Consider the following 12,419-nt stretch of genomic DNA (forward strand, 5'->3'; position numbering starts at 1 on the left):
ATATGCCACAGGGGTAAGTACCTAGCCATCAAGGCCTCCCCTCCCTGCCGCAGCCCTTGCCCGGTCCGGCGATGTCGACCGCGGCGGCAAGGGCAAAGCCGGTGCCGCGGCCCACGCACATGCTGAAATATTTTTCAACACCATCCGGTGCGCCGCCCCAAGGGGCTTGAAAGGAGTTCCATGATTCGCCATTTTCCTCTCGCCACCCTGACCCTGGCGCTGGGCCTGAGCGCCAGCGCATGGGCCCAATGGAGTACCGACCCGCAGAAAAACACGCCGGTCGCCAATGTTCCGGGTGCCGCACAGGTGCAGCCAAAGATTTCGGCGACCGCCGATGGCCATTGGTGGATCAGCTGGTTCAGCCTGATTCCACAAGGCAGCCCCCCCCAGGGATATGACGTCTACCTGCAGCGACTGGGGCCTGACGGCAGCGAGAAGTATCCGCACCAGGGAATCCAGGTGGCCAATCTCGGCGTTGGCTGGACCGAAGACTACGGCCTTGCGAACGACGCGCAGGGCAATGCGCTGCTGACTTTCCAGGACGACCGCACCAACCCGCCGGCACGCGCGATTGCCGCGACCAAGATCAATGTCGCGGGCCAGCCGCTATGGCAAACGCTGACCGCCCCTTCGGGCCATGCGCCGCATGTCTCCATACTGCCCGATGGCCACTCGGTGATCGGCTGGAGCATGGACACCGAAAACAGCGTGCGCCTGCGCAAGCTCGACCCTCAGGGCCAGCCGGTCTGGAAATCTGCCGACGGCGCAGCGCTCGATTTCGTGCTGGCCGAGCCGGGTTTCAGCTACCACCTCGCAGACCTGAAGACCACCAGCGACGGCAGTGCGATCGTGTCCTTCGTGCGCAGCCGCGGCATCTCGGGCGCCAAGCACCTGTATGCGAACAAGATCTCGCCCAGCGGACAACTGCTCTGGGGCCAGGCGCATGTGAAGATCTTCGATGCAGGCTCGCTGCAGCAAGGCAATTTCCCGCACTTCGTGCTCGACGGCCTGGGCGGCGCGCTCTTCGCCTGGTACAGCATCTCCCCGCAAATGCAGGTTTACGCCCAGCATATCCAGGCCAATGGCAGCCCGGCGTTCGCGGTCAACGGCGTGCCGGTGTCGACCAATCTGCAGCAGGCACGGGTCGATCCTTCGCTGTCTTATCAGCCGTCGACCGGAGAGGTCACGCTGTTCTGGGCGGAGATGGACAACGCGGTGGAGCAGCGCCGGCGTGGCCTGTATGCACAAAAGCTCGATGCACGCGGTGCGCGTCAATGGGGCGAAACCGGGCGCACGATTCAGCCGCTGGCCCACCACGACATCACCAACCTGCGCACCGTCACGGCCGCCGATGGAACGCTGGCTTTCTGGGTGCAATCAGTCGCCGGCCAGCATGACAGCATTCAGGCCATCAAGCTCGATGCCATGGGCAACACGCTGTGCCCGCAGTTCGCGGTGTCCACCCGGCCATCGGGCAAGTCGCGCCTGGTGGCCCGTGCATCTTCCTCAGGCAAGGCACTGATCGCCTGGGAGGACCAGAGCCAGCAACAGGGCTCCGATATCTATGTGCAAAGCGTCGGGTCCGACTGCAAGCTGAGCGTACGCTGAGCCTCAGATCATCAGCGCCAGGCTCTCTTCGAGATGCTCGGTAGGCTGGCGGCGAAAGCCCGAACGCGAGAAGCGCTGCAGCCGGCCGAGCGCAAACGAGGTCAGCACGCTGGCGGCAACCTGCGCATCGACCGTGGGCTTGGCCGAGCCGCGCGCATCGGCCACGGGGCGCAGACATTGGCGCAGTGTCGACTCGATGCGGTCGAAGAACTGGTTCATGCGCTGCTGCAGGCGTTCGTGTTCGAACACCAGCGCATCGCCGACCATCACGCGGGCCATGCCCGGATTGCGTTCACCGAACTGCAGCACCAGCGCGATGACGAGCGCCGCCTGGCGTGCGCCGTCAATGCTGGGCTGATCGGGGTCGGGCACATCGCGGCCGACGATCTGCTGCACCAGCGTGAACACCGACTGCTCGATGAACTCGATCAGGCCTTCAAACATCTGCGCCTTGCTGGCGAAATGCCGGTACAGCGCGGCTTCGCTCACCAGCAGGTGGGCGGCCAGCGACGCGGTGGTGATGCGTTCGGCCCCAGGCTTCTCCAGCATGGTCGCCAGCGCTTGCAGAATCTGCTCGCGCCGCTCGCCCGGCTTGGGGCGCTTGCGGGTGGCGGGCGCTGCGGGTGCGGCGGCGGCGTCGCTGTCGCCAACAAGGGCGGCAGAGAGAAAAGAGGAGGACAGGACTTCAGACTCAGACATAGGCGATCAAGAATTTGTAAATAATTCTCTCACAGCCACCCGCTCCCATGTCCTACTGTTTTCACGCTGAATGGTCTTGACAAACTCAAGGCACCCCCTGAGCCGCTTCTCTGCATGGGCCGCGCCGGCGTACCTGACCCGAAGCACGCCAGCGGCTCAAGCTCAAGGCACGGCATCGGGCTCAGGCGGAAACACCAGCTGCACGCGCAGGCCCACGCCGTCGGCGCCTGGGCCCAGCACCAGGCGGGCCTGGTGCAGTTGGGCGATCTCGTCGGCGATCGCCAGGCCCAGACCCGAGCCTTCGCCCGATGCGCCGGGCAGGCGGTAAAAGCGCTGCACGATGCGCGCGCGCTCCGCTTCGGGCACGCCCGGGCCGTCGTCCTCGACTTCGAGGAAGGCGCCGTCCGGGCCCACGCCGCTGCGCAGCGTCACCCGCCCACCTTCGGGGTTGTATTTGAGGGCGTTGTCGACGAGGTTGCTCAGCAGCTCGCGCAGCAGCCAGGCATGGCCCCAGACGCTGGCCGGCGCGACCTCGAGACCGAAGTCGATGTTCTTCGCTGCCGCCTGTTCAAAGAAGGCTTCGAGCAGGCTTTCACACAGGTCCTTGAGGTCGACGCGCTGCAGCGGCTGCGACTGCGCATGGCGCGCATCGGCACGCGACAGCGCGAGCAACTGGCGCGCCAGCTGCGACGTGCGGCGCGTGGCATCGCGCAGCTGATGGATCTGTGTGGCGCTGAGCACCAGCGAGCGCTCGCCTGGCGGGCCCGACGCCGGCGCTGCGGCGTTCGCGGGCGCCGACTGCACCATCAGCGCCCAGGCCTCGACCTGGGCCTGCAAGGCCGCCAGCGGCGTGCGCAGCTGGTGCGCCGCGTCGGCGACAAAGCGCCGCTGCTCCTGGGCCTGGGCATCGACCAGCGCGAACAGCCGGTTGAGCGAGCGCAGCAGCGGCCGCACTTCTTCGGGCGACGCGGCTTCATCGATGGGACTCAGATCGCGCGGCGAACGCCGCTCCACGGCCCCGGCCAGCGCCACCAGCGGCTCGAACGCCTGGCGCACCGACCAGTAGATGGCCAGCCCCGCGGCGGCGATCAGCAGCACATTGGGCAGCAGCACGCGCAGCAGCAGTTGCTGCGCCCATTGCTGGCGCGCATCCGAGCCGTCGGCCAGCGCCACCACCATCTCGCCCGCCCCCGCGGTTTCCACGCGCAGCACGGCGACGCGGTACATGATGCCGGCGAACTCCTGGCTGTGAAACTCCGTGACCCGCGTGCTCGGCACTTCGACGCGTATCCAGGTGTCGCCCGCGAGCACCCGGCCCTTGAGGTCGGCAATCGCGTAGCCGGCCTCGTTCTGGCGCTGGCGCAGAAACTCTTCCACCGTGGGCGGCAGCATCAATACGGGCGGAGATTGGCCGTCGAGCGACGGCGCGAGCACGGCCTCGGCCAGCGCGGGCAGAAAGCGCATCAGCCGCTGGTCGTGCTGACCCGCTGCGGCTTCGGCCGAACGGTAGGCAAACCACGAGCCCATCAAGGCCAGCACGCTCAACGGCAGCACCAGCAGCAGCAGCAGCCGAAAACGCAGATTGGAAGTCATGGTTCAGGGCAAAGCCGACGCTGCGGCGTCAGCCGGCGCCAGCCACCAGCTCCAGCCGGTAGCCGAAGCCGCGGATGGAGCGCAAGGCCACGCCATACGGCTCGATCTTGCCGCGCAGCCGCGAGGCATAGACCTCGACGGCGTTGGGAGTGATTTCCTTGTCCCAGCCTGTGAGGGCCTGCAGCAGCTTGTCCTTGCTCGCGGGCTTGGGCGCATGGATCAGCAGGTATTCGAGCACCGTCCACTCGCGTGGTCCGAGGTCTATGGCCTGCAGATGGCTGCCTTCGGCGGAATCATCGGCCACGCGCGCGCCCACGCTGCGCGCCGCGGTATCGAGTTCGAGCGGGCCGAAGCTCAGCACCGCCGTGGTCGCGGCCTGGGAGCGGCGCGCGAGCGCGCGCAGCCGCGCCAGCAGTTCGGGCAGCTCGAAAGGTTTGACCATGTAGTCGTCGGCGCCCATGTCGAGCCCCTGCACGCGGTCCAGCAGTGCATCGCGCGCGGTCAGGATCAGGATGGGCATGGCGGCGCTGTCCATGCTGCTGCGGCGCAGGCGCTGCGTCAGCTCCAGGCCGCTCAGGCCCGGCAGGCCGATGTCGATCACCGCCAGGTCGAACGATTCATTCGCCAGCACCTCGAGCGCACGCTCGGCGCTGCCGACCCAGTCGACCGCATAGCCGGCATCGCTCAGGCCCAGCTTGATGCCGCTGGCCACCATCACATCGTCTTCCACCAGCAGCAGCCGCATGTCGAATCTTCCAATGCATGGCCCCGCAGGGCCCTGGCCACGTTCAGTGGCTGCGGATCATGGTGCCGTAAGCCTGGTCCGTGAGGATTTCGAGCAGCATGACATGCGGCACGCGGCCGTCGATGATGTGCACCGCGTTCACGCCGGCCTTTGCCGCGTCGAGCGCGCCTGCGATCTTGGGCAGCATGCCGCCCGAGATCGTGCCGTCGGCGAACAGCGCGTCGATTTCACGCGCCGTCAGGTCGGTCAGCAGATTGCCGGCCTTGTCGAGCACGCCGGGCGTGTTCGTCAACAGCATCAGCTTTTCAGCTTGCAACACCGTCGCCAGCTTGCTCGCCACCACGTCGGCATTGATGTTGTAGCTCTCGTTGTCTTCGCCGAAGCCGATGGGGCTGATGACCGGAATGAACGCGTCGTCCTGCAGCGCCTTGACCACGCTGGGGTCGATCGCCACGATGTCGCCGACCTGGCCCAGGTCATGCTCGATGCTCGGGTCCTTGTTGTCCGCGAGCTTGAGCTTCTGCGCCCGGATCAGTCCGCCATCTCGCCCCGTGAGGCCCACGGCCTTGCCGCCCGCCTGGTTGATCAGGCCCACGATGTCCTGCTGCACTTCGCCGGCCAGCACCCATTCGACCACTTCCATGGTTTCGGCGTCGGTGACGCGCATGCCCTGGATGAACTCGCCCTTCTTGCCCAGACGGTTCAGCGCGGTTTCAATCTGCGGGCCGCCACCATGCACCACCACCGGGTTGATCCCCACCAGCTTGAGCAGCACCACATCCTCGGCGAAGTCGGCCTGCAGGGCCGGATCGGTCATGGCGTTGCCGCCATACTTGATCACCATGGTCTTGCCATGGAACTTGCGGATATAGGGCAGCGCCTGGGCGAGGATTTCGGCTTTGTCGCGCGGGGCAATGGAGAGAATATCGTTCATGGTGCAGGCCGTGGGGCTGGGAAGTAATCAACAACAAGCGGGGCATTGTGCCGCAACTGCAGTGTCGCAGTGCGCTCTGGGGCCCCCCGAAACGGTAAACGGCTCACTTCTGCAGCCATCCCGGCACTTTGAACCGGACTATTGCCAGATAGGCGCAGACATAGCTGATCATAAACAACGCGCAAAAGGCAATCAGCACGGGCGTGTTGCGCCAGAACAGCACGGCCGGCAGCACCGTGAGCAACGTGAAGGCCCACAGATAGGGCGAAGTGCGGTTGTTGCGCATCAGCATCTGCCGTGACTCATCATCGTGGAACACGCCCCACACGATACGCCGGTAGACCAGCTGGTGGAAATGCAGCGCATCGGCCATGCCCGGCGAATCGCCGCGCACGAGCTTGCGGTAGATGGAGAACACCGTCTCCCAGACCGGGTAGATCAGCAGCAGCATAGGAAACCAGGGCGAAACCTGCGTGTGGCGCTGCACCAGCAGAATGCTCGAGAAAGCAATCACCACGCCCCAGATGTAGGCGCCGCCATCGCCTGCGAACAGCATGCCGCGCGGATAGTTCCACACCAGGAATCCGCCCGTCGCCGCCGCCGTGCTCAGCAGCAGCGCCGCCAGTGCACGGTCCCCGACCTGCAGGGCCACATGGGCCAGCGCCAGGCAGATGATCACCGCCACCATGCCCGCCAGGCCGTTGTAGCCGTCAATGATGTTGAACGCATGCGGCAGGCCGGCAATGGCCAGCAGCGCGATGCCCATGCCTATCCATGGCGCCCAGGCCAGCATGCCATCTATCCAGGGCAGATCAAGCCGTGGCACGCCAAGATCGAGCAGCCAGATACCCAGCACGCCGGTCAAGCCCGTGAGCAGCAGACGGTAGCGCACCGACAGGCGCTGCGTCAGGTCTTCGGCCAGGCCGCCGAGCACCGCGGGCATGATGGCCAGCATGAACCAGCCGACCCAGATCTTCATGCGCAGCGCGGACAGGTCGCCAAAGAAGGCGGTCGAGAGCATGCCCGCGCTCCAGCTCATCAGCAAGGCGATCATCACCGCCAGCCCGCCGATGCGCGGCACATCACCGAAGTGAAAGCGCTGTGGCATGTCCTCGCCATAGACCATGTGGTGGTCGCCTGACCAGCGCACTATCATGCCTCCCGAGATCAGGGCGAAAAAAAACGCGATTGTGGATAACCAGATCATAAATAGAGCTCAGGGAGCGATATGTCCCACATTACGCAAACGACAACGGGCCTTGGCATAGGCAGGCGACTGCCACAGCGTCCAGAGACTTTGCAGATGCCATTTGAAATGCATCCACTGCCGGCCGCTCGCACGCTGGCCCGCATGAACGATGCGCACCGGAACAACCACCAGGCACCAGCCCGCGAGTTGCACGCGCAGGCTCAGATCGACATCCTCACAGTACATGAAGAAACGCTCATCAAAACCTTCCACGGCACGCCAGACCTGCGCAGGCAAAACGACACACGCCGCGTTCACCCAATCCATGCGCACCTGCTTGCGGCCCAGCAATCTGCGCTGAAGCAGGCTCAGCGGGGTTGTCAGCTCACGCCGGCTGTCCTGCTCGTGTCCCGCTGCATCGACCTGCACGGGGCAAGCCATGCCGGCCCCCGGCGTCGTCGCCGCCCGGCACAGCGCATCCAGCACATCACCTTGCTCCGGCAACAAGACCACATCAGGATTCAACACACAGACAAATGCCTCATCCGCGCCGGCCAGGGCTTGGTTGTGGTTGGCACCAAAGCCTTGGGGCTGCGGATTGCGAACGATATCCAGCACGAAAGGCCAGCCTCCCTCAGGGGGGGCTGGGGGCATGTCAGGTTCCGGGATATTGAGGGTCAGCACCACCCGTGTCACGCGCGCACTCGACCACTCTGCCAGTTGATACAACAAGGAAGTGACATGCGCGGCGTGGCCGTGGCTGACCATCGAAACGACCAGGTTACCGGCGTCATCCGCGTATTTTTTGTTTTCACTCACTGCATTGCACCAATAGAAATACCCACTTAGAGCGGCCAACACACCCGTGGTACCTCGTGGCCTTGTCGTACGGGATGTACTGCCTGCGGCAAAGCACCTGACTCCACCGCAGATCTGACGATTTGCTGAATCGTATTGGCCGTGGCGCAACCTGCAGCGGCCACCGACTCACCGCTACCCCATACTGTTTCACGGCGTGGCGGGGAGACATCACACGGTCTGTCGGCAATCACCTGGCGAACATGCAAGCCTATGTGACCCGCACCGCCCGCCATGGCAAAGGCTTCTAGGCGAACACCTCTGCATCCTCCCATTGCGGTGCCTCGGCATCCTTGCCCGACAACTGCGGTGCTGCATTCAGCGGCCATTCGATCGCCAGATGGGGGTCATTCCAGGCAACGCTACGCTCAAATGCAGGCGCGTAATAGTTGGTCGTCTTGTAGAGGAAATCGGCTGTCTCGCTGAGCACCACGAAACCATGTGCAAAGCCCGGAGGCACCCACAGCTGTTTATGGTTCTCGGCCGTCAGTTCCGCCCCCACCCATTGCCCAAAAGTGGGCGAGCTGCGTCGCACGTCAACGGCAACATCGAACACCGCCCCCTGCACCACGCGCACCAGCTTGCCTTGTGCATGCGGCGGCAACTGGTAATGCAGGCCGCGCAGCACACCTTGGGCGCTGCGACTATGGTTGTCCTGCACGAAGTCGTAGTGCGAACCCGTGGCTTCGTCGAACGCCTTCTGGTTGAAGCTTTCGAGGAAAAATCCGCGAGCATCGCCAAACACCTTGGGCTCGAACAGGATGACGTCGGCAATCGCCAAGGGAGTCGCCTTCATGCATTCACCTTCTCTTTCAGCAGCCGCAGCAGGTACTGGCCGTAACCGTTCTTGGCCATGGCCTGGCCCAGGCTTTCGAGTTGCTTCGCGTCGATCCAACCCTGGCGAAACGCGAGTTCCTCCGGGCAAGCCACTTTAAGGCCCTGGCGATTTTCGAGTGTGGCAATGAACTGACCGGCTTCCAGCAGACTTTCATGCGTGCCGGTATCGAGCCAGGCATAGCCCCGGCCCATGATTTCCACCTGCAACTGGCCCTGCTCGAGATACATGCGGTTGAGGTCGGTGATCTCGAGTTCGCCGCGCGCCGAAGGCTGCAGGCGCTTGGCCATCTCGACCACCTGGTTGTCATAGAAGTACAGGCCGGTCACCGCATAGTTGCTCTTGGGCACGGCGGGCTTTTCTTCCAGCGACAGCACTTTGCCCGAAGCGTCGAAATCGGCAACGCCATAACGCTCGGGGTCTTGCACATGATAGGCAAAGACGCTCGCGCCCTCGTCACGCACGCTGGCCCGTGCCAGCAGATGCTGGAAGTCGTGGCCATAGAAAATGTTGTCGCCGAGCACCAGCGCGCTAGGTGCTCCATTCAGGAACTGCTCGCCGATGATGAACGCCTGGGCCAGACCGTCCGGGCTGGGCTGCACCGCGTACTCGAGGCGCAGTCCCCATTGGCTGCCGTCGCCGAGCAGTTGCTCGAAACGCGGCGTATCCTGGGGCGTGCTGATGATCAGGATTTCGCGTATGCCCGCGAGCATCAGCGTGCTCAGCGGGTAATAGATCATTGGCTTGTCGTAAACCGGCAGCAACTGCTTGCTGATGGCCAGCGTGGCCGGGTGCAGACGGGTGCCGGAGCCCCCGGCCAGGATGATGCCCTTGCGTTGTGTCATGATTTTTTAGAGAGTTTCGTGAAGCATGCGGGCCACGCCCTGCTGCCAGTCGGGTAGCTGCAGGCCGAAGCGGGCCTGCAGGCGCGACGTGTCCAGTCGGGAGTTCAGGGGCCGCTGCGCAGGGGTGGGAAAAGCGCTGGTGGGCACGGATGCGATCTCGCTGACGCGCAACGGCAGCTGCGGGCGCAGGCGGCGTGCGGTCTCGATCACGAAACCAGCGTAGGCATGCCAGGATGTCTCGCCCGACGCCACCAGGTGGTACAGGCCCAGGTCTTGCGGCGAATGACCCACATGCCGAATGGCATGGGCGGTCACATCGGCGATCAGATCGGCGCCCGTGGGTGCGCCCCACTGGTCATCGATGACCGTGAGGCGTTCGCGCTCCTGCGCCAGGCGCAGCATGGTCTTGGCGAAATTGCCGCCACGTGCCGCATAGACCCAGCTGGTACGGAAAATCAGATGCCGGCAGCCGGACGCGACAATCGCCTGCTCACCTTCGAGCTTGGTGCGGCCGTAGACCGACAGCGGCGCGGTTGCTGCGTCTTCCGTGCGGGCCGCGCTGCCGCTGCCATCGAACACATAGTCGGTGCTGTAGTGCACCAGCAAGGCGTTGAGAGCCTTGGCCTCGCGCGCCAGCAGCCCGGGCGTGGTTGCATTGAGCAGGCGCGCCAACTCGGGCTCGGCTTCGGCCTTGTCTACCGCGGTATGCGCGGCTGCATTGACGATCACATCGGGGCGAAGGTCGCGGACGCTGCGCGCCACGCTGTCGGGGTCGGCAAAGTCGACGGCAGGCGTGTCCTGGCGGCCCAGGGTGATGACTTCACCGAGCACGGCCAGGCTGCGCTGCAGCTCCCAACCGACCTGGCCCGTGGGGCCCAGAAGAACGATTTTCATGCGCTGGCGTATTGGGTCTGCACCCAGTCCCGGTAGGAACCACTTTGCACCTGCGCGACCCATTCGGGATTCGCGAGGTACCACTGCACTGTCTTGCGGATGCCGGTTTCAAACGTTTCTGCCGGCTTCCAGCCCAGCTCGCGCTCGAGCTTGCGGGCGTCAATGGCATAGCGTCGGTCGTGGCCGGGTCGGTCCTTGACGTAGCTGATCTGTTCGCGGTACGACAGGCCATCGGCGCGCGGACGCAGTTCATCGAGCAACGTGCAGACCATGTTGACGATCTCGACGTTGGGCTTTTCGTTCCAGCCACCCACGTTATAGGTCTCACCCAGGCGGCCGGATTCGAGCACGCGGCGGATGGCGCTGCAGTGATCCTTGACATACAGCCAGTCGCGCACCTGCATGCCGTCGCCATAAATCGGCAGCGGCTTGCCGGCCAGGGCATTGACGATCATCAGCGGAATGAGCTTTTCCGGGAAGTGCAGCGGCCCGTAGTTGTTGCTGCAATTGGTGGTCAACACCGGCAGGCCGTAGGTATGGTGCCAGGCACGCACCAGATGGTCGCTCGCGGCCTTGCTCGCCGAATACGGGCTGTTGGGCTCGTAGTTGTGTGATTCGGTGAACGCCGGTGCATCGGGCGCCAGGCTACCGTAGACCTCGTCCGTGGAGACATGAAGAAAGCGAAATGCCGTCTTTGACTCGCCTTCCAGCTGGCTCCAATAAGCGCGCACCGACTCGAGCAAGCGAAAACTGCCGACGATGTTCGTCTGGATGAAATCTTCGGGGCCGTGGATGGAGCGGTCCACATGGCTTTCCGCAGCGAAGTTGACCACGGCGCGCGGCTGATGCTGCTGCAGCAACTGGCCCAGCAGGGCACTGTCGCCGATGTCGCCTTGCACAAACACATGGCGGGCATCACCCTGCAGACTGGCAAGGTTGTGCACATTGCCCGCATAGGTCAATTTATCGAGATTAACAACCGGCTCGTCATGCGCTGACAACCAGTCGAGTACGAAATTGGCACCGATAAAGCCTGCGCCGCCTGTGATCAGAATCATGGGGGGTGTGTATAAATGCCTTTCGGCGAAGCTTTCAATTATCTCATTGACTCCCCAAGGCGTGCACTAAGGCGAGTCACCAGCGGTAATCCGTGCAGCGCGATGAATCCATGCACCGCTACGTGCCATGTCCTGGCCACGGCCGACGACCGCGGAGCGCGCATGCGTCAAGCCTGCGCACCCGGACAAATCCTCACAATTTCACGTGCGCAGATGCGCGTCTCACGCCTGCCAGCGCTGTGCCGCGATCACCAGCAGACCATCAAAGATCAGGTTGTCGGTGAGCTCGAACGGACGCGACATGCTGGGTGCCATTTTCCAGCCTGCGCCACCGGCCATGATGCAGGCCGGCGCCTCGCCGCAGCGTGCGCTCAGATGCTGGTAGATTCGTTCGACCGCGCCGGCAATCGCATACGTACCGCCACTGGTCAACGCATCGCTGGTGTTGGTCGGAAAAAGTGTGACCTCGCCCGTGGGCACATGCAGCCCCGCGGTACCGGTCTCGAGTGCGCGCAGCATGATGCCGTGGCCGGGAAGGATCAGCCCGCCGAGAAAACGGCCCTCGGCGTCAAGCGCATCTACGGTCACGGCGGTGCCGACCATGACAACCACCAGCGGCCGGGCCGCACCTTGGCGCAGCACCTGGTGGCGCGCACCTATCATAGCCACCCAGCGATCCGCGCCCAGACGGGTCGGATGGTCGTAGCCATTGGTCACACCAGCCTCGGCCATCGATGGCACCACCCATTGCGGCACGACATCCCAATCCGCCATCTGCTCGATTTGCTGCTGCACCCGGCGCATGACAGCATCGCCCGCAACCACGCAACCGAGCATGCGATCGGGCGCGGGCAGGCCCGCCCAACCGGTTTCCGCCAGTTGATCGATGTGCTCGAGGAATTCGGCGCCATGCGCCAACAGGTTGGCGCCAGGATGCGCCGCGTCGTACATCGCCCATTTGAGACGGGTGTTGCCAACGTCGATGGCCAGAAATGTCATGCGGCGAATTATGCGGAGTTTTGCCCTGGCTGGGGGGTTCGTGCGGCCTGGCGTTGACATATTGATGTCGGCCCGAAATGTATTGAAATGTCTTGACAAGTCCTTATCCGACGCCGCTGCGCCCCAACTCGGGCTAGAGTGAGGTCTCTTTGCTTTTCACAG

12 protein-coding genes are annotated in these 12,419 nt (G+C 64.1%); 1 reads left to right on the forward strand and 11 read right to left on the reverse strand.

Annotated features, from left to right (window positions below):
• Positions 1–180 precede the first annotated feature (180 nt).
• Positions 181–1,608: a hypothetical protein gene (locus tag KHY18_RS03435; RefSeq protein WP_213294350.1), complete on the forward strand. Its 1,428-nt coding sequence runs from the start codon at positions 181–183 to the stop codon at positions 1,606–1,608.
• A 3-nt stretch (positions 1,609–1,611) separates the two neighbouring features.
• On the opposite strand, the gene slmA is transcribed toward KHY18_RS03435, so the two are convergent.
• From slmA to KHY18_RS03490, 11 genes are all read right to left on the reverse strand, one after another.
• Positions 1,612–2,307 carry a nucleoid occlusion factor SlmA gene (slmA, locus tag KHY18_RS03440; protein WP_213294351.1) on the reverse strand — a complete coding sequence of 232 codons (696 nt, stop codon included), beginning with the start codon at positions 2,305–2,307 and terminating at the stop codon, positions 1,612–1,614.
• A gap of 162 nt (positions 2,308–2,469) precedes the next feature.
• Positions 2,470–3,900, reverse strand: a complete 1,431-nt coding sequence (locus KHY18_RS03445; protein ID WP_213294354.1) for a sensor histidine kinase — start codon at positions 3,898–3,900, stop codon at positions 2,470–2,472.
• Positions 3,901–3,928: 28 nt separating this feature from the next.
• Positions 3,929–4,645: a response regulator transcription factor gene (locus tag KHY18_RS03450; RefSeq protein ID WP_213294356.1), complete on the reverse strand. Its 717-nt coding sequence runs from the start codon at positions 4,643–4,645 to the stop codon at positions 3,929–3,931.
• A gap of 43 nt (positions 4,646–4,688) precedes the next feature.
• The gene (gene argB, locus KHY18_RS03455; RefSeq protein ID WP_213294358.1) at positions 4,689–5,579 is read right to left on the reverse strand and encodes an acetylglutamate kinase; all 891 of its coding nucleotides are present in this window, start codon (positions 5,577–5,579) and stop codon (positions 4,689–4,691) included.
• A 103-nt stretch (positions 5,580–5,682) separates the two neighbouring features.
• On the reverse strand, positions 5,683–6,786 hold the full coding sequence (locus tag KHY18_RS03460; protein WP_213294360.1) for an MraY family glycosyltransferase: 1,104 nt from the start codon (positions 6,784–6,786) through the stop codon (positions 5,683–5,685).
• A 9-nt stretch (positions 6,787–6,795) separates the two neighbouring features.
• Positions 6,796–7,587: a glycosyltransferase gene (locus KHY18_RS03465; RefSeq protein ID WP_349630240.1), complete on the reverse strand. Its 792-nt coding sequence runs from the start codon at positions 7,585–7,587 to the stop codon at positions 6,796–6,798.
• A 286-nt stretch (positions 7,588–7,873) separates the two neighbouring features.
• Positions 7,874–8,422, reverse strand: a complete 549-nt coding sequence (rfbC, locus tag KHY18_RS03470; protein WP_213294362.1) for a dTDP-4-dehydrorhamnose 3,5-epimerase — start codon at positions 8,420–8,422, stop codon at positions 7,874–7,876.
• Complete coding sequence (gene rfbA, locus KHY18_RS03475; protein WP_213294365.1) at positions 8,419–9,306, reverse strand: glucose-1-phosphate thymidylyltransferase RfbA; 888 nt, start codon at positions 9,304–9,306, stop codon at positions 8,419–8,421. Before rfbA ends, rfbC begins: the two co-directional genes overlap by 4 nt.
• Before the next feature lie 6 nt (positions 9,307–9,312).
• Positions 9,313–10,200 (reverse strand): dTDP-4-dehydrorhamnose reductase, encoded by an 888-nt coding sequence (gene rfbD, locus KHY18_RS03480; RefSeq protein ID WP_213294367.1) that lies wholly within the window; start codon positions 10,198–10,200, stop codon positions 9,313–9,315.
• Positions 10,197–11,258 (reverse strand): dTDP-glucose 4,6-dehydratase, encoded by a 1,062-nt coding sequence (gene rfbB / locus KHY18_RS03485; protein WP_213294368.1) that lies wholly within the window; start codon positions 11,256–11,258, stop codon positions 10,197–10,199. Before rfbB ends, rfbD begins: the two co-directional genes overlap by 4 nt.
• 222 nt (positions 11,259–11,480) lie before the next feature.
• Positions 11,481–12,257 carry a type III pantothenate kinase gene (locus KHY18_RS03490; RefSeq protein ID WP_213294369.1) on the reverse strand — a complete coding sequence of 259 codons (777 nt, stop codon included), beginning with the start codon at positions 12,255–12,257 and terminating at the stop codon, positions 11,481–11,483.
• Positions 12,258–12,419: the final 162 nt, after the last annotated feature.

This window comes from Acidovorax sp. CCYZU-2555 (genome assembly GCF_018413525.1).
Lineage (GTDB): Bacteria > Pseudomonadota > Gammaproteobacteria > Burkholderiales > Burkholderiaceae_C > Comamonas.